Annotated in this window: 22 protein-coding genes; 13 read left to right on the top strand and 9 right to left on the bottom strand. The window is 71.4% G+C overall.

The genetic code is table 11. The features are described 5' to 3' along the window. Positions 1 to 54: 54 nt before the first annotated feature. Genes ASF65_RS17005 through ASF65_RS16995 form a run of 3 tightly spaced genes read left to right on the top strand, consistent with a single transcriptional unit; the run spans position 55 to position 3,748 of the window. Positions 55 to 942, top strand: a complete 888-nt coding sequence (locus ASF65_RS17005) for an ABC transporter substrate-binding protein (RefSeq protein ID WP_055891785.1) — start codon at positions 55 to 57, stop codon at positions 940 to 942. Then, positions 939 to 2,948 (top strand): Fe(3+)-hydroxamate ABC transporter permease FhuB, encoded by a 2,010-nt coding sequence (gene fhuB, locus ASF65_RS17000; RefSeq protein ID WP_055891782.1) that lies wholly within the window; start codon positions 939 to 941, stop codon positions 2,946 to 2,948. The genes ASF65_RS17005 and fhuB overlap by 4 nt, the downstream gene beginning before the upstream one ends. After that, the gene (locus ASF65_RS16995) at positions 2,945 to 3,748 is read left to right on the top strand and encodes an ATP-binding cassette domain-containing protein (protein WP_055891779.1); all 804 of its coding nucleotides are present in this window, start codon (positions 2,945 to 2,947) and stop codon (positions 3,746 to 3,748) included. The genes fhuB and ASF65_RS16995 overlap by 4 nt, the downstream gene beginning before the upstream one ends. 11 nt (positions 3,749 to 3,759) lie before the next feature. Here the strand turns inward: ASF65_RS16995 and ASF65_RS22165 are convergent, their stop codons facing one another. After that, positions 3,760 to 4,602, bottom strand: a complete 843-nt coding sequence (locus ASF65_RS22165) for a hypothetical protein (RefSeq protein WP_244486798.1) — start codon at positions 4,600 to 4,602, stop codon at positions 3,760 to 3,762. Between ASF65_RS22165 and ASF65_RS16985 the strand changes: the two genes are divergently transcribed. The 6 genes from ASF65_RS16985 to eutC all read left to right on the top strand — a co-directional run bounded on the left by ASF65_RS16985 (position 4,592) and on the right by eutC (position 9,780). Continuing rightward, on the top strand, positions 4,592 to 4,894 hold the full coding sequence (locus ASF65_RS16985; RefSeq protein ID WP_055891774.1) for a helix-turn-helix transcriptional regulator: 303 nt from the start codon (positions 4,592 to 4,594) through the stop codon (positions 4,892 to 4,894). The genes ASF65_RS22165 and ASF65_RS16985 overlap by 11 nt on opposite strands. A gap of 38 nt (positions 4,895 to 4,932) precedes the next feature. Beyond that, a complete protein-coding gene (locus tag ASF65_RS16980) occupies positions 4,933 to 5,469 on the top strand; it encodes a metallophosphoesterase family protein (protein WP_055891771.1) in 537 nt (178 codons plus the stop codon). Between the two features lie 61 nt (positions 5,470 to 5,530). Continuing rightward, the gene (locus ASF65_RS16975; protein WP_055891768.1) at positions 5,531 to 6,538 is read left to right on the top strand and encodes an NAD(P)-dependent alcohol dehydrogenase; all 1,008 of its coding nucleotides are present in this window, start codon (positions 5,531 to 5,533) and stop codon (positions 6,536 to 6,538) included. 128 nt (positions 6,539 to 6,666) lie between these two features. Next, positions 6,667 to 7,515, top strand: coding sequence for a formate/nitrite transporter family protein (locus ASF65_RS16970; protein ID WP_055891765.1), 849 nt, complete (start codon positions 6,667 to 6,669; stop codon positions 7,513 to 7,515). Positions 7,516 to 7,615: 100 nt separating this feature from the next. Beyond that, entirely contained in the window at positions 7,616 to 9,016 is a 1,401-nt protein-coding gene (locus ASF65_RS16965) for an ethanolamine ammonia-lyase subunit EutB (RefSeq protein WP_055891763.1), read from the top strand. Continuing rightward, on the top strand, positions 9,013 to 9,780 hold the full coding sequence (gene eutC / locus ASF65_RS16960; protein ID WP_055891760.1) for an ethanolamine ammonia-lyase subunit EutC: 768 nt from the start codon (positions 9,013 to 9,015) through the stop codon (positions 9,778 to 9,780). Before ASF65_RS16965 ends, eutC begins: the two co-directional genes overlap by 4 nt. 440 nt (positions 9,781 to 10,220) lie before the next feature. Here eutC and ASF65_RS16955 read toward each other — a convergent pair whose 3' ends face one another. Next, a complete protein-coding gene (locus ASF65_RS16955) occupies positions 10,221 to 11,393 on the bottom strand; it encodes an acetyl-CoA acetyltransferase (RefSeq protein WP_055891757.1) in 1,173 nt (390 codons plus the stop codon). Positions 11,394 to 11,599: 206 nt separating this feature from the next. Here ASF65_RS16955 and ASF65_RS16950 point away from each other — a divergent pair, with 206 nt between their 5' ends. Next, complete coding sequence (locus ASF65_RS16950; RefSeq protein WP_055891754.1) at positions 11,600 to 11,839, top strand: hypothetical protein; 240 nt, start codon at positions 11,600 to 11,602, stop codon at positions 11,837 to 11,839. Positions 11,840 to 11,855: 16 nt separating this feature from the next. On the opposite strand, the gene choV is transcribed toward ASF65_RS16950, so the two are convergent. The 3 genes from choV to ASF65_RS16935 all read right to left on the bottom strand — a co-directional run bounded on the left by choV (position 11,856) and on the right by ASF65_RS16935 (position 14,948). Continuing rightward, positions 11,856 to 13,052, bottom strand: a complete 1,197-nt coding sequence (gene choV, locus ASF65_RS16945) for a choline ABC transporter ATP-binding protein (RefSeq protein WP_055891751.1) — start codon at positions 13,050 to 13,052, stop codon at positions 11,856 to 11,858. After that, entirely contained in the window at positions 13,049 to 13,909 is an 861-nt protein-coding gene (choW, locus tag ASF65_RS16940) for a choline ABC transporter permease subunit (protein ID WP_055891748.1), read from the bottom strand. The genes choV and choW overlap by 4 nt, the downstream gene beginning before the upstream one ends. Positions 13,910 to 14,000: 91 nt before the next feature. Then, positions 14,001 to 14,948, bottom strand: a complete 948-nt coding sequence (locus ASF65_RS16935; RefSeq protein ID WP_055891746.1) for a choline ABC transporter substrate-binding protein — start codon at positions 14,946 to 14,948, stop codon at positions 14,001 to 14,003. A gap of 362 nt (positions 14,949 to 15,310) precedes the next feature. Here ASF65_RS16935 and betB point away from each other — a divergent pair, with 362 nt between their 5' ends. Next, a complete protein-coding gene (betB, locus tag ASF65_RS16930) occupies positions 15,311 to 17,422 on the top strand; it encodes a betaine-aldehyde dehydrogenase (RefSeq protein ID WP_244486797.1) in 2,112 nt (703 codons plus the stop codon). Positions 17,423 to 17,438: 16 nt separating this feature from the next. Continuing rightward, positions 17,439 to 19,109 (top strand): choline dehydrogenase, encoded by a 1,671-nt coding sequence (gene betA, locus ASF65_RS16925; RefSeq protein ID WP_055891741.1) that lies wholly within the window; start codon positions 17,439 to 17,441, stop codon positions 19,107 to 19,109. A gap of 6 nt (positions 19,110 to 19,115) precedes the next feature. On the opposite strand, the gene ASF65_RS16920 is transcribed toward betA, so the two are convergent. Continuing rightward, positions 19,116 to 19,556, bottom strand: coding sequence for a DUF1810 domain-containing protein (locus tag ASF65_RS16920; RefSeq protein WP_055891740.1), 441 nt, complete (start codon positions 19,554 to 19,556; stop codon positions 19,116 to 19,118). A gap of 25 nt (positions 19,557 to 19,581) precedes the next feature. Further along, positions 19,582 to 20,625 carry a transcriptional regulator FtrA gene (gene ftrA, locus ASF65_RS16915; RefSeq protein WP_055892298.1) on the bottom strand — a complete coding sequence of 348 codons (1,044 nt, stop codon included), beginning with the start codon at positions 20,623 to 20,625 and terminating at the stop codon, positions 19,582 to 19,584. A 65-nt stretch (positions 20,626 to 20,690) separates the two neighbouring features. On the opposite strand from ftrA, the gene ASF65_RS16910 reads away from it, so the two are divergent. After that, a complete protein-coding gene (locus ASF65_RS16910) occupies positions 20,691 to 21,086 on the top strand; it encodes a rhodanese-like domain-containing protein (RefSeq protein WP_055891738.1) in 396 nt (131 codons plus the stop codon). Positions 21,087 to 21,092: 6 nt separating this feature from the next. On the opposite strand, the gene ASF65_RS16905 is transcribed toward ASF65_RS16910, so the two are convergent. Continuing rightward, positions 21,093 to 22,157, bottom strand: coding sequence for a dipeptidase (locus tag ASF65_RS16905; protein WP_055891736.1), 1,065 nt, complete (start codon positions 22,155 to 22,157; stop codon positions 21,093 to 21,095). Positions 22,158 to 22,284: 127 nt separating this feature from the next. Continuing rightward, positions 22,285 to 22,405 (bottom strand): SDR family oxidoreductase (locus ASF65_RS16900; protein ID WP_156369359.1); only part of this gene is annotated, 121 nt, incomplete at its 5' end.

The raw sequence follows: 22,405 nt of genomic DNA, 5'->3' as shown, positions 1-22,405 counted from the left end.
GGCGTGGCCGAGCGCTAGTGGAAAGGTGACTGAAGAACTCCACAAATTGGGCCGATGCTGCCGTTCTCCCTCCACCGCCGGGCCTTCCTGTCCGCACTCGTTGCCGCCAGCTGCCTGCCCGGCGTCGCAGCCGAGGCCGCCACCGCCTTTCCCCGGCGCGTTGCCTGCTTCGACTATGCGCTCGCCGAACTCCTGCTTCTTCTCGGCGTCGAGCCGATCGCGGTGATGTCGGCGGCGGACTGGTCGGTCTGGACCGGTGAGCCGCCGCTGCCCGCTGGCGTCGCCGATCTCGGCGCCTCGCAGGAGCCCAACCTCGAACGGCTGGCGGCGCTGAAGCCCGACCTCATCCTGTCGACCGACTACACCGCGATGGCCGAGGCCGCCGCCGCGCGCATCGCGCCGGTGGAGCGGCTGACGATCTACGGCGCGGGCGGCGAGCCCCTGCCCCGCGCCCGCGAGGTGCTGCTGACGCTCGGCCGGCGGCTCGGCCTCGAGGACCGCGCCGTGGCCGCGCTCGCCACCTTCGACGCGGAACTCGCCGGCCTGTCCCGGCGCCTGCCGGCGAACCCGCCGCCGCTTCTCATCGTCGCCTTCACGGACACGCGCCACGCCCGCGTCTTCGGCCGGGCCAGCCTGTTCGGCAACGCAATCGAAGAGCTGGGCCTTGCCAACGCCTATCCCGGCACGGTGAACCCGTGGGGCTTTGCCACCGTCGGCGTGGAAGCGCTGGCGCCCTACGGCGACGCGCTTCTCCTGTCGGTCGACCCGGCCCCCGCCGACACCTGGCCGACGCTGGAGCGCAGCCCGATCTGGACCGAGCTGCCCTTCGTTCGCGAGGGCCGCGTCCGGCGGATCGCTCCCGTCCTCACCTTCGGCGCGGTTTCGGCGGCGGCGCGCTGCGCAAGGCTCGTCACGCAGGCGCTGGTCGCGGAAGCGGCATGAGCGCAGGAACCCTGCCCCGCCCGCGCGGCGGCCTCGTCCTCGCGCTTCTCGCGCTGCCCGCCCTGGCGCTCGCCGCCTATGTCGTGTCCGGCCCGCTCGGCGCCGCGCTCGACGCACCGGTGGGCGCATCTTACGACATCGAGCGCATGCTGCTCCTGCACGCCACCCTGCCGCGGCTTGCGATGGCGGTCCTGTGCGGCGGGGCGCTCGCCGCCTCCGGCGCGTTCCTGCAGCAGGCCCTGCGCAATCCGCTGGCTTCGCCGACGACGCTCGGCGTCGAGGCCGGCGGGCGGCTGGCGCTCGCCGTCGCCACGCTCATGGCCCCGGCCCTCTTCGGCTGGGGCCGCGATCTCGTGACGCTCGCCGGCTGCGGGCTGTCGACGCTGCTCGTCTTCGCGCTGGTGCGCCGCCGCCACTTCGCCGCGGTCTCGCTGATCCTCGCCGGCCTCGTGGTCGGGCTCTATGCCGGCGCCCTGTCGGCGCTCTTGACGCTGCTCAACGACCGCTACCTCGCCAGCCTCTTCATCTGGGGCTCGGGCTCGCTGTCGCAGCAGAGTTGGGACCCGTTCCTGTCGCTTCTCCTGCGCCTCGCGCTCCTCGTGCCGCCGGCCCTTCTCCTCGTGCGCCCGATGAGCCTCCTCGATCTCGACGACGCCAACGCACGCGCGCGCGGCCTCGACCCGGCGCGCCTGCGCGCGCTCGCCGTGTTCCTGTCGGTCGCGATCTCGGCCTTCACGGTCAGCGCCGTCGGCGTGATCGGCTTCATCGGCCTCGTCGCGCCGCTCCTCGCGCGTCTGTCCGGTGCCCGCACCTTCGCCGCGCGGCTGGCGCTGTCGACGGGGCTCGGCGCGGCGATCCTGCTTCTGACCGACGCCGCGCTGCAGGCCGTGCCGGGGCCGCTCGGCACGTTCCTGCCGACCGGCGCGGTCACCGCGATCGTCGGCGCGCCGCTTCTCCTCCTGCTCCTGCCGCGGCTCGTCGCCGCCGACCGCGCGCCGATCCCGGCGGACGGTGCCCTTCGCCCGGCGGCGGGTGGGCCGGCGCATCCGCGCGCGCGGCTCGCCGCCATCGCCATCGCCCTTCTCGCGCTCGGCCTTCTCGCGCTGTTCATCGGGCCCCATCCGGCGACGGGCGCATGGGGCGTACTGCCGCCGTCGCTGTTTGCGGACATCCTGCCGCTGCGCTGGCCGCGCATGGTGGGCGCGGGTGCGGCGGGCGCGATGCTCGGCACCGCCGGCCTCCTGCTCCAGCGCCTCACCGGCAACGAGATGGCGAGCCCCGAAGTGCTGGGCGTCAGCGCCGGCGCGGCGTTCGCGGCGGCCATGGTGCTCTTCCTTCTCCCGGCACCGGGGACGGCCGCGATGGGTGCGGCGGCGGTCGCCGGCAGCCTCGCCGTCCTGATGGCGGTCCTCGCCTTCGGCCGGCGCTCGGGCTTTCAGCCGGAACGCGTGCTTCTGGCCGGCATCGCCCTCAACGCGCTGCTCGATGCCGTGGTCGGGCTTCTGTCGGCCGGCGGCGACCCCCGCGCGCTGATGCTGCTCGGCTGGATGGCCGGCTCGACCAGCGGCCTCACCCCCCAGGCAGCCATCGCGGCCGGCGCGGGCGCCGCCATCCTCGTATCGATTGCCGCGCTGGCCGCGCGGCCGCTCGCCATCCTGCCGCTCGGGGCCCCTGTGTCGCGTGCGCTCGGCCTGCCGCTCGCGCGCACGCGCCTCGCGCTCTTCGCGCTGGCCGCGATGCTCACGGCCGCCGCGACGCCGATCGCCGGGCCGCTGACCTTCGTCGGGCTGATGGCGCCCCATCTCGCGCGGCTCGTCGGCGTCCACCGTCCGCTCGCCGCGCTCGGCGTCAGCGCCCTGTCGGGAGCGGCGATCCTCGTCGTCGCCGACTGGCTCGGCCGCAGCCTCGCCTTTCCCTGGACCCTGCCGACCGGCATCGTCGCGGCGCTCGTCGGCGCGCCGTGTCTGATGCTGCTCCTCGCCCGCCGAAGGACCGCCGCGCGATGACCCAAGCCTCGAACGGCCCCCGAACCGCCCTCGGCTACACGATCGAGGGCGCGTCGTTCGCGGTCGCCGGCCGCACGCTGCTGCATCCCCTCGACCTCGACCTCGCGCCGGGCCGCGTCGTCGGGCTCGTCGGCCACAACGGCTCGGGCAAGTCGACGCTCCTGAAGCTCATGGCCCGGCAGGAGCGGCCGACCGCCGGCCGCATCCGCTTCGGGACGCGCGACCTCGCCGCGTGGGGCGAGCGCGATTTCGCCCGCCACGTCGCCTATCTGCCGCAGACGACGCCGCCCGCGCCCGGCCTCACCGTGCGCGACCTCGCCGCCCTCGGGCGCTATCCCTGGCACGGACCCTTCGGCCGCTTCACCGACACCGACCGCGCCCGTGTCGAGGCGGCGCTTGCGGCCACCGGGATGCTGGCGCTGGCCGAGCGCGCGGTGGACGCCCTGTCGGGCGGCGAGCGCCAGCGCGCCTGGCTCGCCATGCTGGTCGCCCAGGACGCCGGCTGCCTTCTCCTCGACGAGCCGATCTCGGCGCTCGACGTCGCCCACCAGATCGAGGTTCTCGGCCTCGTGCGATCCTTGAGCCGTTCACACGGCGTCGGCGTCGTCGTGGTCCTCCACGACATCAACATGGCCGCCCGCTTCTGCGACGAGATCGTGGCGCTGAAGGCGGGGCGGCTCGTCGCGCGCGGCGGCCCGGGGGACGTCGTCACCGCGCCGGCCCTCGAGGCCATCTACGGTCTGCCGATGGCGATCCTCCGTCATCCCGGCCGGCCGGATCCGGTCGCCGTCCCCCTGTGACCACAAACGCCTTAAATTCCTGCAACTTTGACAGGTAGCCTTAATGCGGCCATCAACCCCAGCGTGGTATGCAACCGCAGAGCCTCTCCACAGACGCGCCACGACTGGACGCGTCGGGAAGAAGGCCGAAAAGGGCATCGAGGCACGTGCAGGACAGGTCGGAGCCGAGCGACGACGGAAGGGATGATCCCGCCCCGCGGGAGATCGCACCGGCCGATGCCGAAGAGTGGCTCAACCATCATGTCCACGGTTTCGAAGCGCTCGAGCATCTGAACGATCAGGCTCGCATGCCGATGCAGTTCCGGCCCACCGGCCGCGAGGCGCCGCAGGTCGACATCGACGGGATCCGCTCGCCACGTCTGGCGATCTGGTCGGTGCAATCGTCCACCGGCTTCGAGAGCGTGCCGTCCCAGGGTCTCGACCTCTACTCCATCCGCATCCCGCTGCGGGGCGGTGTGGTGCGTCGCACCGCCGGCCGCGAGTTCGAGACGGTGGTCGGCACCGCGACGATCCTCTCGGCCGCCGAGATCGTCGCCAACCGCTTCCTGCCGGGCTCCGACATCCTCAACTGTTCCGTCGGCGCGTCGGATCTGCGCGCGCGCTACGACCAACTCGAAGGGGACCGGCCTCCCGCCTTCCAGCTCCAGCCGTCGATCCATTTGGAAGGTCCGCGCCTCGGGGCGCTGGTGCACACGATCCGCCAGATCGGCGACCACCTGGGAACGCCGGCCGCCAAGCTGACCGCGCCGCTCCTGATGGATCTTCTCCTCAACCAGATCCTCACCTCCTGGCCGCGGCAAGGCGGAGCCCCTGGACGGCCCGTCGCGGGCGGCGGACAAGGCGGTGGACTTCATCGAGGCCCATCTCGCCGAGCCGATGACGATCGGCAGCGTCGCCGCGGCGGCCGGCGTCGGCCTGCGCACGCTGCAGTCGGCCTTCCGGGCGCGGACCGGCCGGACGCCGCTCGGCTACATCCTCGACCGGCGGCTGGAGAACGCCCATCTCGACCTCCTGGCCAACGAAGGGCGCCTGACGGTCTCGCAGATCGCCTATCGCTGGGGTTTTCTCCACATGGGCGAGTTCGCGCGCCGCTACCGCGAGCGCTACGGAGAGCCGCCCTCGCGCACCGGTCGGCGCAGCGCCTGACGCGCGCCGTCTGGGCACTGCCGCCCTAGATCGCGGCGATGATCTTCTTCACGGCCGACACCCATTTCAACGACCCGCGCGTCCTGCGCATCGACCGCCGGCCGTTCGCCGATCTCGCCGCCCACGACGCCGCTCTGATCGCCGCCTGGAACGCGGTCGTCGGTTCCGGCGACGAGGTTTGGCACCTCGGCGACTTCGCGCGGGGGCCGAGCGATCTGAAGGACACGCTTCTCGACCGGCTGAACGGTGTGAAGCACCTCGTCATCGGCAACAACGACGATGCCGCGACGCGCGACAATCCGCGCTGGCAAAGCGTCCAGGCCTATGCCGAGCTCACCGTCGACGGCCGGCCGCTCGTCCTCTGCCACTATGCGTTCCGCACCTGGAACGGCATGGGCAAGGGCGCGATCGACCTCCACGGCCACTCCCACGCCCGGCTGAAGCCGATCCCGCGCCAGTACGACGTCGGCGTCGACGCCTTTCCGTTCCGTCCCGTCGCGCTCGACGAGATTCTCGCCTCGCGCCGGCGCGGCCGCCCGGCTCCACGCGACGTTTCCCCCTCGCCAGCGTCCTGACGGTTCATATGTAGGCCGAACGGTCCGTTGGAGGCCGGCAGGACGACGTGGAGATGCGACGATGAAGGCGATGGCGTTGAGGGCACCCGGCGGGCTGGATCGGATCGTGGCCGAGGACCGTCCCGATCCCGGCCAGCCGGGACCCGGCGAGATCCGCGTCGCCCTGCATGGCGGTTCGCTGAACTACCACGACCTGTCGGTCGCGACCGGCAGGATGAAGGCGGACGATGGCCGCATTCTTCTGGCCGACGGCGCCGGCATCGTGGAGAGCGTCGGCGAGGGCGTGTCGGAGTTCGCGCCGGGCGACCTCGTGGTCTCCTGCTTCTTTCCGGACTGGCAGGACGGAGCACCAACCGTCGGCGACTTCGCCCGCACGCCGGGCGACGGCATCGACGGGTTCGCACGAGACGTCGCGGTCCTGCCGGCGACCGCCTTCACCAAGGCGCCGAAGGGCTACGACGCGGTCGAGGCCGCGACCATCACCACCGCCGGCCTGACGGCCTGGCGCGCGCTGGTCGGCGACGCCGGGCTGAAGGCCGGCGACACGGTGCTGCTGCTCGGCACCGGCGGCGTGTCGATCTGGGCGCTGCAGATCGCCCGGATGTTCGGCGCGCGCGTCGCGATCACCTCGTCGTCGGACGAGAAGCTCGAGCGCGCCCGCCAGCTCGGCGCCGAGTTCACCCTGAACTACCGCTCCGAGCCCGAATGGGGCCGCCGCATCCGCGACTGGACCGGCGGCGCGGGCGTCGACCACGTGGTCGAGGTCGGCGGGCCCGGCACCCTCGCGCAGTCGATCGAGGCGGTGCGGATCGGCGGCCACATCGCACTGATCGGCGTCCTGACAGGGTTTTCCGGCGAGATCCCGACCGGCGCCTTCATGACCAAGCAGGCGCGGCTGCAGGGCCTCATCGTCGGCAACCGCCGCCAGCAGCAGGACTTCGTGCGGGCGCTCGAGGCGAACGGCGTGCGCCCGGTCGTCGACCGCCGCTTCGCGCTGGCCGACCTCGCCGAGGCCTTCCGCCACGAGGAGGGCGCGAGCCACTTCGGCAAGATCGGCATCGAGTGGTAGCATCGACCCTCGAGGAGACGGTGCGCGGCCTTGCGGCGCGCATCTTCCCCGGCGGCCCCCGGCATCCATTTCCCGGCTGACGAACGGGCGCGTGTCTCGTCCCGCCAGCGCAAGGATGGAGCGCACCCATGTCCGACGAGAAGTCCGCCACCACGATCGACGACGCCGCGCCGCCCGAGACGGCGAAGAACGCCCTCGCCTATCTCGCCGCCAAGGTGAAGAAGCCGACCGGCGACGTGTTCCTTCTGGCGGTGCTGGCCGGCGCCTTCATCGCCTTCGGGGCGATCCTCTATCTCGTCATTGGCGCTGGCGAGGGCTTTTCCGGACCGCGCCATCTCCTGTCCGGCCTCGGCTTTTCCGTCGGGCTCGTCCTCGTCACGGTGGCCGGCGCCGAGCTCTTCACCGGCGACACGATGCTGGTGATCCAGCGCGTGCGCGACCGGCTCGATCGCGGCACGATGTGGCGCTTCTGGGGTGTGGTCTATGCCGGCAATCTCGCCGGCGCGCTTCTGGTCGCGATCCTCTTCGTGATCGCCGGAGGCCATCTGGCGGGCGACGGCGCGGTCGGCCTCGCGTCGCTGGAAACCGCGGCGGGAAAGGTCGAGAAGGGCGTCCTCCAGCTCGTCGCCAGCGGCATCCTCGCCAACATGCTCGTCTGCCTCGCGGTCTGGATGGCGCAAGCCGCGCGCACGGTGCCCGGCAAGATCCTGGCGATCGTCGGCCCCGTCACCGCCTTCGTCGCCGCCGGCTTCGAGCACTCCGTCGCCAACATGTCGATCATTCCGATCGCGCTCTTCGTGAAGGGCTTTGCGGGGCCGGACTTCTGGGCCGCCGCCGGCACCGACCCGTCGGCCTTCGCGGCGCTCGGCGTCCTCGGCTTCCTGAAGAACCTCCTGTTCGCGACGATCGGCAACATCCTCGGCGGCGGCTCGGTCGGTCTCGCCTACTGGTACGCCTACCTGCGAAAGGTCGGCTGACCGCATCGCCCCGTCTTGTCGGAGCGGGGGCGGGGCGCCTACCATCGGCCATGGGCGCCACCGGGCGCCGCCGCCGATCGCCGCCACGGAGAGCCGACGCATGCCCTTCTCGCACACGGTGGAGAGCACGGTCTTCCGCTTCGGGACGCTGGCCGATCTTCTCGCCAAGGCGACGCCCCATCGCTCGGGCGACGCGCTGGCGGGGATCGCGGCGTCCGGCCCCGTCGAGCGCCTCGCCGCCCAGATGGCGCTCGCCGACACGCCGCTGAAGACCTTCCGCGCCGAGCCGCTCCTTTCGGACGAGGGGGACGAGGTCACCGACCTTATCGACCGTCAGTTCGACGAGGCGGCCTTCGCGCCCGTCGCCGCGCTCACCGTCGGCGCCTTCCGCGAATGGCTGCTGGCCGCCGACGGCGAGGCGATCGCGGCGCTCGGCCCCGGACTGACGCCCGAGATGACGGCGGCCGTCTCGAAGATCTGCCGCCTGCAGGACCTCGTCGCGATCGCCGCCAAGCGCCGAGTCGTCACCCGCTTCCGCTCGACGATCGGGCTCCAAGGCCGCCTGTCGACGCGCAACCAGCCGAACCATCCGACCGACGATTCCCTCGGCATCCTCGCCTCGGCGCTGGACGGGCTCCTGATGGGCTCGGGCGATGCGGTGATCGGCGTCAATCCGGCGACCGACACGGTGGACGACTACGTCCGCGTCGTCTCGCTCCTCGAGGAGTTGCGCACGCGCCTCGCCGTGCCGACGCAAGCGTGCTGCCTCGGCCACGTCACGGTCGCGATCGAGGCGATGGCCCGGCGCGCGCCGGTCGACCTCGTGTTCCAGTCGGTCGCCGGCTCGCAGAAGGCCAATGCCGGCTTCGGCGTCGATCTGGCCGTCCTGCGCGAGGCGGCGGACGCGGGGCGCGCCCTCGGCCGCTGCCCGCCCGGCGGCCAGTTCCTGTATTTCGAGACCGGCCAGGGCTCGGCGCTCTCGGCCGACGCCCATTTCGGCATCGACCAGCAGACGATGGAAGCGCGGGCCTATGCCGTGGCGCGCGAATTCGATCCGCTCCTCGTCAACACGGTGGTCGGCTTCATCGGGCCGGAATACCTTTTCAACGGCCGAGAGATCATCCGCGCCGGGCTCGAGGACCACTTCTGCGGCAAGCTCCTCGGCCTGCCGATGGGCGTCGACGTCTGCTACACCAACCATGCCGACGCCGACGGCGACGACATGGACGCGCTCCTGACGCTGCTGGTCGCGGCCGGCGTCAACTTCGTGATCACCGTGCCCGGTGCCGACGACATCATGCTGAACTACCAGTCGCTCTCGCACCACGATGCCGCCTTCGCGCGGCAGACGCTCGGGCGGCCGCCGGCGCCCGAGTTCGAGCGCTGGCTCGCCGAGACCGGCATCCTCGACGCCCGCGGCCGGCTCGGCGGCTCGCGCGCGCTGCTCGACGATCTCGCGGGCCGCCTGCCGCTTCTCGCGGCATCCGGACGGGCGGCATGAGCGCGGGCGACCGGCCCGTCCCGGCGGGCCCGCGCCCGCTCGACCTCCGGCGGCTGACGGGTGCGCGCGTCGCGCTCGGCGAGGCGGGCGGCGGGATGCCGACGAGCGCGCAGCAGCGCTTCCTTCTCGACCACGCACGCGCCCGCGAGGCGGTGTGGACCGAGGTCGACTGGCCTGAGGTTCGGGCCCGGCTCGGCGACGGCGGTCTGGCGACCGTCGATGTGGCCAGCCGCGTCGGCGACCGGGCGGAATATCTGCGCCGCCCCGATCTCGGCCGACGCCTGTCGGAGGACGGACGGGCGCGGCTCGCGGCCGAGCCGACGGGCGCCGACGTCGCGCTGGTGATCGCCGACGGCCTGTCGGCGACGGCGGTGACGCTGAACGCCGCGCCGCTTGCGCTGCGCATCGCCGCGGCGGCGGCCGAGCGGGGCTGGCGGCTGGCGCCCATCGCCCTCGCGCATCAGGCGCGCGTCGCGCTCGGCGACGAGGTCGGCGCGGCGCTCGGCGCGCGGGCCGTGGTGCTTCTGGTCGGCGAGCGGCCCGGCCTCTCGGCGGCCGACAGCCTCGGCGTCTACATCACCCACGCGCCGGCGCCCGGCACGCCGGACTCGCGCCGCAACTGCATCTCCAACGTGCGCGAGGGTGGGCTGCCCGTGGAGACCGCCGCCGCGCAGGTCGCCGATCTCCTGGCGCGGATGTTCGAGCAAGGCCGCAGCGGGGTGGAGCTGCGACGCGACGCGGCGACGCTTCTGCCGAGCGGGTGACCCCGCAAGGCAGGCTCGGACATCGATGAGTTGGAAACTGTCCTTCGCCGTGCGAAGATGCAGCGCTGCGGAAGGGCAACCTGACGGGCGCAGCCAAGCCCAACCGGGAGTCGACACCGGCTTCCGGTTGGGTGGTTTGCGCGGGGTGGCGCGACCCCGATCCGGCGGCGGAAAAGATAGCTGGACGCCCGGTCGGGCGCCCAGCCATAGGCACCTGCTCGCGAAGGGACGGGAGCCAGCAGGCGCTTCTCGTAAACACGGGTTAACGTCTACGCCCTGCCACATGAACGCCAGATGAACCGGAACCACCGCCTTCGAGCCAACGGGCGAAAGCTCGGGAAGCGGTCGATGCGGACGCCCTCCGCAGCCGGTTCAGCCCGCCGCGGCCGGACGCCTCCGGCAAGCGCCGGACCGGCCGTGACGCGCCGCGGGCTCCTCCGTCAGCGCACGCGCTCGAGGATCGAGACGTAGCTCGCGACCGCCGCCCCGCCCATGTTGAAGACGCCGGCGCGGGCAGCGCCCTCGATCTGCATCCCGCCCGCCTCGCCGCAAAGCTGCATGGCGGCCATCGCATGCATCGAGACGCCCGTCGCGCCGATCGGATGGCCTTTCGACTTGAGGCCGCCGGACGGGTTGACCGGCAGACGCCCGCCCTTGCTCGTGGTTCCCTCGCGCACGACGCGCCAGCCCTCGCCCGGAACGGCGAGCCCCATCGCCTCGTATTCGATCAGCTCGGCGATGGTGAAGCAGTCGTGCGTCTCGACGAAATCGAGGTCGTCCAGCGACAGGCCGGAGGCGCCGAGCGCCTGAGCCCAGGCCCGCCGCGGTCCGTCGAACGTCGTCGGGTCGCGGCGCGACATGGCGAGGATGTCGTTGGTGTGGGCGCGGGCCCGAAATCCCACCGCCCGCTGCAGATCGGCGGCGACGTCGGGATGGGCGATGACGAGCGCCGCCGCCCCGTCCGAGATGAGCGAGCAGTCGGTCCGCCGCAAGGGCGCCGCGACATAGGGGTTCTTGTCCGACACCGTGTTGCAGAACTCGACCGAGACGTCTTTCCGCATGTGGGCATAGGGGTTGAGGAGCCCGTTGGCGTGGTTCTTGGCCGCGATCATCGCGAGCTCCTCCGACCGGTCGCCGTAGCGCTGGAAATAGCCCTGCGCGATCCGCCCGAAGAGGCCGGCGAAGCCGCCCTCGACATCGGCCTCCTCCTCGCGGAACGAGGCGGAGAGGAGAATGTCGCCGGCGCGCGCCGTCGGAACGCCGGTCATCTTCTCCGCGCCGACGACGAGCGCGATGCGGCCGCGGCCCGACGCGACGAAATCCATCGCGGAATAGAGCGCCGCCGAGCCGGTGGCGCAGGCGTTCTCGGTGCGCATGGCGGGCGTGCGAGCCAGCGCCTCGGCGCCCATGCCGACGAGCGCGGCCTGGAAGTCCTGGCCCGAGAAGCCGTTGTTGAAGACGCCGACGAACAGGGCGTCGATGTCCTCCGGCTGCAATCCGGCATGGGTCAGCGCCGGCAGGGCCACCTCGGCCATGAGGTCGCGCGTGTCGCGGGCGTCGTCCCGCTTGCCGAACTGCGAATGGGCCCAGCCGACGATCTGCGGTTCGATCATGATGCGGTCTCCTCCCGTGTCGGCGGGCGAAGCCGCCCGCGCGATGGGGAAAGCATACCTCCGATCGGGGCCGGCACCAGCGGCAAAACCGGGACGCCGCACCGGGCGTTCGAACGGCGTGCCCGAAAAATCGCGGCGCACGGACGCCGCCACGCGAACGTTTCGCGCGCCAGCGTCTTTACCCGTCGATGACACGGGAGACAGCGATGGACATTTCGGACGACGAGCGCGAATTCCTGCGCGGCATGCGCGCCCTGACGATCGGCGACGACGGGCACGAGGTCTTCGTCGGCCTCGACGCCGCCGAGAGCGAGGAGTTCTGGGCGCTCACCCGGCGCAACGAATCGGGCGAGGACATGAACGCCGTGCCGCGCTTCAAGGAGCTGCGTGACCGGCACGAGGCGGCGCGCCTCGAGATCGTCGAGGGCCGCGCCAGCCTCGATTGACCGGGGTCCGCCCGTCTCAGGCCGGGCCGGAGCGCTGGAGGAGGCCGCGATAGATCTCCTCGTCGCCGCAGAGGCCCGCCAGGCGCCCGAGTTCGTCGACCAGCAGGATCGGGTGGTTGGTCTGGCGCTTCAGGGCGATCGCCGCGCGCAGCTTGAGGTCGGCCGGCGCCACGATCACGTCGCACGGGCGGTCGACGCGGCCCTCCAGCGCGTCGGCATGGCCGAGCGTGCCGGCACCAGCGCCGATCCGCACCCCGGCCGGCCGGTCGGCGGCGTCGAGCTCGACCCGGATCGCGCCGTCGCGGTCGAGAAGCACCGCGTCGCCGTCGCGCCGCAGCGTGCCGGCCGGGCGCATCAGCGCCGAGCCGCGCAGGACGTTGAGCGGGTTCATGTGCCGCACGAACTCGGCGACATAAGGGGTGGCGGGCGACAGGAGGATGTCCTCCGCGCTGCCCTGCTGCACGATGCGCGCGTCCTGCATGATGGCGATGCGGTTGCCGAGCTTCATCGCCTCGTCGAGATCGTGGCTGACGAAGAGGATCGTCTTGCGGATCGACGTCTGGAGTTCCAGGAGTTCGTCCTGCAGCTTGGTGCGGATCAGCGGGTCGAGCGCCGAGAACGGCTCGTCCATCAGGAGGATGTCGGCGTCGGTCGCGAAGGCGCGCGCGAGGCCGACGCGCTGCTGCATGCCGCCCGACAGCTCGTGCGCATACTTGTCGGCCCACTGCGTGAGGCCGACCATGGCGAGCTTCTCGTCCACGATGCGCCGGCGCTCGGCAGCCGACATGCCCTGCAGTTCCAGCCCGAGCCCGGCGTTCTCGCGCACCGTGCGCCAAGGCAGGAGCGCGAACTGCTGGAACACCATGGAGACGGTGTGGGTGCGAAGGTCGCGCAACGTCGCCTCGTCGCAGGTCCCGACATCCACCGGCCGCCCACGATGGCGCACGATCGTGCGCCCGCGCGACATCGTGTTGAGGCGGTTGACGGCGCGCAGGATCGTCGACTTGCCCGAGCCCGACAGGCCCATGAGGACGCAGATCTCGCCCGGCTGGATCGTCAGGTTGACGCCCGCCGCGCCGAGGATGGCGCCCGTCGCCTTGAGGATCTCGTCGCGTGTCGCGCCCTTGTCGAGCATGGCGATGGCCTGGCCGCCCCGGTCGCCGAAGACGATGTCGACGTCGCGGAACTCGATCGCGGGAAGCGTGTCGCTCATGCCCGTGCTCCCCTGGCGGCGCGGCGCGCGGGCGCCTTGCAGATGCGGTCGAGGAGGATCGCGAGGATCACGATGCAGAGTCCCGCCTCGAAGCCCATGGCGATGTTGACCGTGTTGAGCGCGCGCACCACCGGCTTGCCGAGACCGTCGGCGCCGACGAGCGCGGCGATCACCACCATCGACAGGCTCAGCATGATGCACTGGGTGATGCCGGCCATGATGGTCGGCAGCGCGTAGGGAAGTTCCACCTTGAAGAGGAGCTGGCGCTTGGTCGCCCCGAAGGCGCTCGCCGCCTCGCGCAAGGGTCCCGGCACGGTGGTGAAGCCGAGATGCGTCAGGCGGATCGGCGCGGGGATCGCGAAGATCACGGTCGAGATCAGGCCCGGCACGACGCCGAGGCCGAAGAGCACCAGCGTCGGGATGAGGTAGACGAAGGTCGGGATCGTCTGCATCAGGTCGAGGAGCGGGCGCAGCGCCTGGTAGAGCCAGGGGCGGTGCGCCGCCGCGATGCCGATCGGCACGCCGATGAGGACGCAGGCCAGCGTCGCGCAGAAGACGAGCGACAGCGTCTGGATCATGTCGGCCCAGTAGCCGAGGTTGATGATGAGAAGCAGCGAGAGGACGGCGAAGGCGACGAGCGCCAGCGACCGATGCAGGGCATAGGCGCCCGCCGCGACCAGCGCGATGAAGAGGAGCGGCGGGATCGCCTCAAGGCCGGTGGTCAATCCGCCGATCAGGAATTCGAGGCTGACCGAGATCGCGTCGAACAGCCCTTGCGCGTTGGTGGTGAGCGCGTCGACGAAGGCGCGCAGCCAGGCCCCGAGCGGAATCTTGTGGTCGACGAGCCATTGCGTCATGCGGCCTCGGGGTTCGCGCGAGAAGGAGGGGACGGCAGCCGGGAGGCGGATGATCGACCCGCCGCCCGTGTTTCACGAGGTGCGGTGTCCCTCAGCCGCCGAACGCCTGGCTGAGCGCCACCTCGGCCGGCTGCCCGTCGAAGGTGGTGACGCCGGCCAGCCACGGCTTCCAAGCGTCGGGATGGGCGGCGAGCCAGGCCTTGGCGGCCTTTTCCGGCGCCTCGCCCCCGTCGAGGATCGCGCCCATGATCTCGTTCTCCATCGGCAGCGAGAACACGAGGTTGGCGAAGAGCTTGCCAAGGTTCGGGCAGTCGGTCGACAGACCCTTGCGCGTCAGCGTGTAGATCGTCGCCCCGCCGTAGTTCGGCCCGAACACCTCGTCGCCGCCCGAGAGGTAGGACAGCTGGAAATTGGCGTTCATCGGATGCGGCTCCCATCCGAGGAAGACGATCGGCTTCTTCGAGCGCGTCTCGCGCGCGACCTGGGCCAGCATGCCCTGCTCGGAGGATTCCACCAGCTCGAAGCCCTTCAGGCCGAACTGGTCCTTGTCGATCATGCCCTGGATCAGGCGGTTGCCGTCGTTGCCGGGCTCGATGCCGTAGAGCTTGCCGTCCAGCTGGTCGCGGAACTTGGCGATGTCGCCGAAGGATTTCAGCCCGGCGTCGAAGAGGTAGGTCGGAACGGCAAGCGTGTATTTCGCGCCCTCGAGATTGGCGCGGATGATCTCGATCGAGCCCTCCGCGCGGTAGGGCGCGAGATCGGCCTCCATGGTCGGCATCCAGTTGCCGAGGAAGACGTCGATGTCGCGGTTCTTCAGCGAGGCGAAGGTGACCGGCAGGGCGAGAACGTCGGTGCGGGGCTGATAGCCGAGCCCCTCGAGGACCGCGGAGGCGGCGGCGGTGGTCGCGGTGATGTCGGTCCAGCCGACGTCGGCAAAGCGCACCGCGCGGCACGAGGCCGGATCGGCGGCGTGGGTCGCGGTCGCCCAGAGGAGAAGAGCGGTCAGCCCGGTCAGAACGAGGGAACGCGATGACGCCATTGGGGTCTTCTCCTGATGTGACGGGCCCATGCCCCGGCACCGTTGATAGCAGATGGACGGACCTGCGGACCATTCCATCCATCGAACCATGACGGGAATTGAGAACGGGCTTTCCGCACCTGTCAAGCGCCAGTTGAACGTCCGTTCAATTCTTTTCGGGTTCGATCTGTTTCTGTCGCGACAGGAGGCAACCTGCCCTTTTCCTGATCTTATCCGCCTGGTGACTGGGCATTGAAGAGCGCATCGACAGCATCGACCGTGGATCGCGATGCCCGCACGAGGGGATTGCATTCCACCGCTTTTCGTTCGATTGAATGATTGATCAATCCTGCCGTCCGATGCTTGCGCCGGAGACCCCCCGCATGACCCGCCTTTCCATCGCCCCCCGCTTCGGCTCCGAGGACCAGCGGCGCCGGCAGCTGATCGAGGCGACGATCGAGGCGCTGGCCGATGTCGGCTTCGCCGCCGCGAGCCTGTCGGAGATCGCGGGCCGCGCCGGCGTCGCGCCCTCGCTCGTCTCGCACTATTTCGGCGACAAGGACGGGCTTCTCGAAGCGACGCTGCGGCACCTCGCCTCGCGCGTCTCGGACGGCACACGCTGGCGGCTGAAGCGCGCCGAGACGCCGCGCGAGCGCATCCAGAGCGTGATCGACGCCAACCTCGCGCCGGAAGAGTTCGACGGGCGCACGGGGTCCGTGTGGCTCGCCTTCTGGGGTCAGGTCCTCCATTCCGCGCGGCTGAAGCGCGTGCAGCGCGTCTACCAGCAGCGCATGCTTTCCAACCTGCGTCACGACCTGAAGAGGCTGGTGGCGGCCGACGATGCCGCGCGCATCGCGGTGGCGATCGCCGCCGTGATCGACGGCCTGTGGCTGCGGTCCTCCTTGTCGGACGCCGGCGAGGCCGACAGCACGCTGGCCCGCGCCATCGCGACGAGCTTCACCGACGCGCAGATCGCCGAGGCGCGGCCGCTCAGCACCGGCGAGCGGGCGAAGGCGCCGCCGCGCGCCGCCGGCGCCCCGGTGCTGACGAGCCATGTCGCAGGCGCCTATCTTCCCTGGCGCGAGGGCACCGAAACCTTCGCCACCGTCAATCCAGCGACCGGCGAGACGATCGCCGAGATCGCGATGGCCGGCGAGGCCGAGGTGGAGGCGACGGTCGCCGCGGCCCGCGAGGCGCAGCGCACCTGGGGCGCGATGACCGGGGCCGAGCGCGGCCGCATCCTCAACCGCGTCGCCATGCGGCTTCGCGAGCGCAACGAGGAGCTCGCGCTTCTCGAAACCCGCGACACCGGCAAGCCGATCCAGGAGACGATCGCCGTCGACGTCCTGTCGGGCGCCGACTGCATCGAGTACTTCGCTGGGCTCGCCGCCGGCATCGCGGGCGAGCATGTCGATCTCGGGCCCGCCGCCTTCGGCTATGTCCGGCGCGAGCCGCTGGGGCTCGTCGCCGGCATCGGCGCCTGGAACTATCCGCTGCAGATCGCCTGCTGGAAGGCCGCCCCGGCGCTCGCCGCCGGCAACGCTTTCATCTTCAAGCCGGCCGAGCTGACGCCGCTGACCGCCCTGAAGCTCGCCGAGGTGATGACCGAGTGCGGCGTGCCGCCCGGCGTCTTCAACGTCCTGCAGGGCGACGGGCGCACCGGGCGCCTCCTGTCGCGCCATCCCGGCATCGCCAAGATCTCGCTGACCGGCGAGGTCGGCACCGGCAAGAAGGTGATGGCGGACGCCGCCACCACCCTGAAGCAGGTGACGCTGGAACTCGGCGGCAAGTCGCCGCTGATCGTCTTTCCCGACGCCGATCTCGACGACGCCGTGGGCGGGGCGATGCTCGCCAACTTCTATTCCGCCGGCGAGGTCTGCTCCAACGGCACGCGCGTCTTCGTGCACGAGGACGTGCGCGAGGCCTTCCTCGAGAAGCTCGCCTCGCGCACCCGCGCCATGGTGGTCGGCGATCCCGCCGATCCCGCGACGCAGGTCGGCGCGCTGATCTCGCAGACGCACATGAACAAGGTCCTCTCCTACATCGAGGAGGGGCGGCGCGGCGGCGCGAAGCTCCTGTGCGGCGGCAACCGGGTGATCGCCGACGCGCTCGGCCGGGGCTACTTCGTCGAGCCGACGATCTTTGACGGGTGCCGCGACGACATGACGATCGTGCGGGAGGAGATCTTCGGCCCGGTGATGACCGTTCTGTCGTTCCAGGGCGAGGACGAGGTGGTGGCGCGCGCCAACGACACGCGCTTCGGGCTGGCCGCCGGCGTCTTCACGCGCGACCTTGCGCGCGCCCACCGCGTCGTCGCCCGGCTCGAGGCCGGCACGACCTGGATCAACACCTACAACATCACGCCGATCGAGCTGCCCTTCGGCGGTGCCAAGGAATCCGGCCTCGGGCGCGAGAACGGGCGCGCCGCGCTCCTCGCGCATACGCAGGCAAAGAGCGTCTACGTCAATCTCGGTCGCGTCGACGCGCCCTACTGATCCGGAGCGAGGGGCGATGGAGATCGAACAGTTCGACTACGTGATCGTCGGCGCCGGCTCGGCCGGCTGCGTCCTCGCCAACCGGCTGACCGAGGATGGGAAAAGCACCGTCCTTGTCCTCGAGTTCGGCGGATCGGACCGCTCGGTGCTGATCCAGATGCCGAGCGCGCTGTCGATCCCGATGAACATGCGGAAATACAACTGGGGCTACGAGTCCGAGCCCGAGCCCCATCTCAACGGCCGCCGGATGAACTGCCCGCGCGGCAAGGTGCTCGGCGGCTCGTCCTCGATCAACGGCATGGTCTACGTGCGCGGCGCGCCGGCCGACTTCGACCGCTGGGAAGCCCAAGGCGCGACCGGCTGGGGCTACCCGGACGTCCTTCCCTATTTCCGCCGCGCCGAGAACCGGCGCGCGGGGGGCGACCCCTATCGCGGCGGCGAGGGCGCGCTCCACACGACCTACGGCACGCTCGCCAACCCGCTCTACGACGCGTTCGTCAGGGCGGCGGGCGAAGCCGGCCACGCGCTGAACGAGGACATCAACGGCGCGACGCAGGAAGGCTTCGGCCGGATGGACATGACCGTCCACAACGGCCGCCGCTGGTCCACCGCCAACGCCTACCTGAAGCCCGCGCTCGGGCGGTCGAACCTCAAGGTCGTCACCCACGCGCTCGTCGAGCGCGTCCTCTTCGACGGGCGCACGGCGTCCGGCGTCGCCTTCCGTGTCGGCGATGTGGCGCGCCAGGCGCTGGCACGCCGCGAGGTCATTCTTGCCGCCGGGTCGATCAACAGCCCGAAGCTCCTGAAGCTCTCCGGCGTCGGACCCGGCGCCGAGCTGAAGAGCCACGGCATTGCGGTCGTCGCCGACCGGCGCGGCGTCGGCGAGAACCTGCAGGACCACCTCGAATTCTACTTCCAGGTCGCCTGCCGCGAGCCGATCACGCTCTTCTCCGCCATGTCGCCCTTTGCCAAGGGCTCGATCGGCGCGCGCTGGCTCTTCACCAAGCGGGGCCTCGGCGCGACCAACCATTTCGAGAGCTGCGGCTTCATCCGCTCGCGGCCCGACGTCGAGCATGCCGACATCCAGTATCACTTCCTGCCGCTCGCCGTGACCTATGACGGGCGGGGCCTCGCCTCCGAGCACGGGTTCCAGGCGCATGTCGGGCCGATGCGCTCGAAGTCGCGCGGGCACGTGCGCCTCGCCTCGGCCGATCCGGCGGCGCCGCCGCGCATCCTCTTCAACTACATGAGCCACCCCGACGACTGGGCGGAGATGCGCGCCTGCGTGCGCCTGACGCGCGAGATCTTCGCGCAGCCCTCGTTCGACCGCTATCGCGGGCGCGAGATCCAGCCGGGCGAGGCGGTGCAGAGCGACGAGGAGATCGACCGCTTCGTCACCGAGCATGTCGAGAGCGCCTACCACCCGTCCTGCACCTGCCGGATGGGCGCGGGCGACGATCCGCTGGCGGTGGTGGACCCCGAGACGCGGGTGATCGGCACCGAGCGCCTGCGCGTCGTCGACAGCTCCATCATGCCCTCGATCACCACCGGCAACCTCAACGCGCCGACGATCATGATCGCGGAGAAAGCCTCCGACATCATCCGCGAGCGCGAGGCGCTGCCGCGCGCCGATGTGCCCTACGAGCGCGTCGCCTACCTGCCGATGCCGGCGCAGGCCGCCCTCTAACGGACCTCAGCCGGGACCGGCCCGGCCGTCGAGGATGGCAATGGTCGCCGGGTCCTCGCGGCCTCGGAAGAACCCCGCCAGGGCCTCGGCGAAGACCGCCTCGCCGCCCGACGCGCGGGCGAACAGCGTCATGCTGGAGTGGAACTTCAGGTCGTCGGGCGGACCGAAGACGCTTAGGGCCGAGCGGCCGCGGTGCCGGTTCGCGAGGTCCGTGCATTGCCGGAGGCGGGGCCCGAGAACGGGATGGGCGAGGAACGCTTCCGCCTCGGCGAGCGATCGAATGGCATAGTGCCGGGCGGTCGGGCTGCGGCCGAGGCCCGCAACTTGCGGAAACACGAACCACATCCAGTGGCTGCGTTTCCGCCCGTCACGCAACTCGTTCTCGACCGTATGGATGACAGGCGCCTGCGCGTCCAGAAACCGTTGGAGGTTGTGAGGGTCGTCCATGTCGTGTCTCCCGGCGTCGTCCGGTTCAACGCGAAAGGCGTACCCACGGCTCCCTGCCACCCCGGTCGTTGCGTGACGCCGGCAAAGAACCGGTGCCGAACTGCGCCTGATAGGCTTTCGGGCTGATCCCGACGCGCCTTGCGAAATGGTGGCGCATCGTGTCCGCGGTCCCGAAACCGGTGGCGGCCGCGATCTCCTCCAGCCCATGCTGCCGCGCGACGAGGAGATGCTTGGCCGCTTCCACCCGCTCGCCCGCCAGCCATTCGCCGGGCGGCATGCCCACGGCCTCCTGGAAGCGCCGCGCGAAGGTGCGGAGGCTCATGCGGGAGGCATCGGCCATGCGCTCGACCGTCCAGGGATGAGCGAGGTCGGCGCGCACCGCGTCGAGAAGCGGTGCGACGGCGCCCGCGCGTGGCGCCGGGACGGGCCGCTCGAGGAACTGCGCCTGTCCGCCGCCGCGATGGGCCGGCATCACCAGCCGGCGCGCCACCGAGTTGGCGGCGGCATCGCCGAAATCCTCGCGCACGATCGCGATCAGGAGGTCGATGCCCGCCGCGCTGCCCGCCGAGGTGTGGATGCGCCCATGCGAGCGGTAGAGCGAGGCGTCGTCCACCGTGATGCTGGGATGAAGCGCGCGCAAGGCCTCCGCGTAGCGCCAGTGGGTGGTCGCCGTCCCGCCGTCGAGAAGGCCCGTGGCGGCCAGCACGAAGGCGCCCGAACAGATCGAGACGAGCCGCGCGCCCCGCTCGTGCGCCGCCCGAAGCCGCTCGGCGAGCGCATCCGGCACCGCGACCCCTGCCCCCTTCCAGCCCGGCACGACGACGATGTCGGCCGCGTCCACGAGAGCGATCCCGTGGTCCGCCTGAAGCGCGAAGCCGCCATGGGCGCGCAGCGGCCCCGCCTCCACCGCCGCGCTCGCGAAGCGATACCAGCCCTCCCCCATCTCGGGACGGGGTAGGCCGAAGACTTCGGCGACGATGCCGAACTCGAAGGTGCAGAGACCATCGTAGAGAAGTGCGACGACGAGGGGGCCGGCGGTGTTTGGCATGATCTGCCCGTACTCTGTCATCCCTGCCAATGGCAAGCGCCGGCGGCTTGCGGCGATATGGCGGCATCCCCTTGAAGGAGGTTTCCATGCCGTCCAACGTCACCGCCGTTCCCGCCGCCCCGAGCGCGCTGGCGCACGAGCATTTCGCCGCCGCCTTCCGCTTCGAGACCGACTGCTGGGACGTCCACGACGCCCTGTCGCGCGGGCCCGACTTCGTGCTTCTCGACGTGCGCGGGCCCGCCCAGTTCGAAGCCGGGCACGTGCCGGGCGCGATCCACCTGCCGCATGGCAAGATCGTCCGCTCGCGGCTGGAGGCCTATCCGCCGGACACGCTCTTCGTCACCTATTGCGCCGGCCCCCATTGCAACGGGGCGGCGCGCGGGGCGCTGCGGCTCGCCGAACTCGGCCGCCCGGTCAAGATCATGGCGGGCGGCATCACCGGCTGGATCGACGAGGGCTTCGCCCTCGCGACCGGGGCGTAGGGGCGCTCAGGCGCCCCAGGTCCGCCGCAGCACCGACAGCCAGTTGCGCCAGGCGATGCGCTCGACGAGCTCGCGCCCGTAGCCCGCCGCCATCATCGCGTCCAGGAGGCGCGGCAGGCCGGCGGCCGAACCGACCGCGCTCGGGATCGTCGCCCCGTCGAAGTCGGAGCCGAGCGCCACGCCCTCCTCGCCGAGATGCCGCAGGAGGTGGTCGAGGTGGCGCAGCATCGGGTCGAGGCCGATCGTCTCGTCCATGCCGCCGTCGCCGAGAAACGCGGTCGCGAAGTTCAGGCCGACCAGCCCGCCCGTCTCGCGGATGACGCCGAGCTGCCGGTCGGTGAGGTTGCGGCTGTGCGGCGTCACCGCGTGGGCGTTGCAGTGGGTGGCGACCAGCGGCGCGTCCGAGAGGGCAGCCACGTCGTCGAAACCCTTCTCGTTGAGATGGGAGCAGTCGACGAGGATGCGCAGCGCGTTGCAACGCTCGACCAGCCGCCGGCCGGCTTCCGACAGGCCCGGCCCGGTGTCGGGCGAAGAGGGGAAGCGCATCGGCACGCCGTCGCCGAAGACGTTCGGCCGGCTCCACAGGGGGCCGACCGAGCGCAGGCCGGCGGCATGGAGCACGTCGAGCATGTCGAGGTCGGCATCGATCGCCTCCGCGCCCTCGATGTGGAGGACGGCGGCGAAGTTGCCGCGCCCGATCGCCGCCTCGATCTCGCCGGCCGTCCGGCAGACCGTGAAGCGCCCGCCGGACGTGCGCTCGAGGCGCAGGAGGATCGCGATCATCCGCAGCGTCGTCTCGCGCGCGTCGGCAAGGCTCGGCGTTTCGGGAAAGGGCAGCGCGTAAGGGGGCACGCGCATCGCATCGGACAGCGAGGCGTCCATGTGCGAGGGCGGGAACACGGCAAAGAGACCGCCGACGAGCCCACCTTCGGCCGCCAGCGCCATGTCGATATGGCCGCCGGCACCCCCCTCGAAGAAGCACCGCTCGGCCTCGCCGGTCGCGTCCTCCATCAGGCGGAGCAGCGTGTCGTTATGGCCGTCGAAGACGGGAATGCGGGGGGTGTCTGGCAAGGCGGCAGTCCTCGAGGAGCGTGTGCGGCCTACGCAGGAGATCGCCCCGCCCCGGCCGCCGTCGCTCTCCTCGTATCACCGCTCGGCCCCATGCGCACGCGGCACCGGGCGCCGGCCGAACGGCGCCTCAGAGCGTCGCCAGCACGCCCCCGTCGACATAGACGATCTGCCCGTTGACGAAGGCGGAGGCGTCGGAGGCGAGGAAGATGCAGGCGCCCTGCAGTTCCTCCACCTTGCCCCAGCGCCCG

The sequence above is a fragment of the Aureimonas sp. Leaf324 genome (genome assembly GCF_001423245.1).
Lineage (GTDB): Bacteria > Pseudomonadota > Alphaproteobacteria > Rhizobiales > Rhizobiaceae > Aureimonas.
Note: the sequence above shows the minus strand (reverse complement) of the source record. Positions and strands in the feature narration are given on the sequence as shown.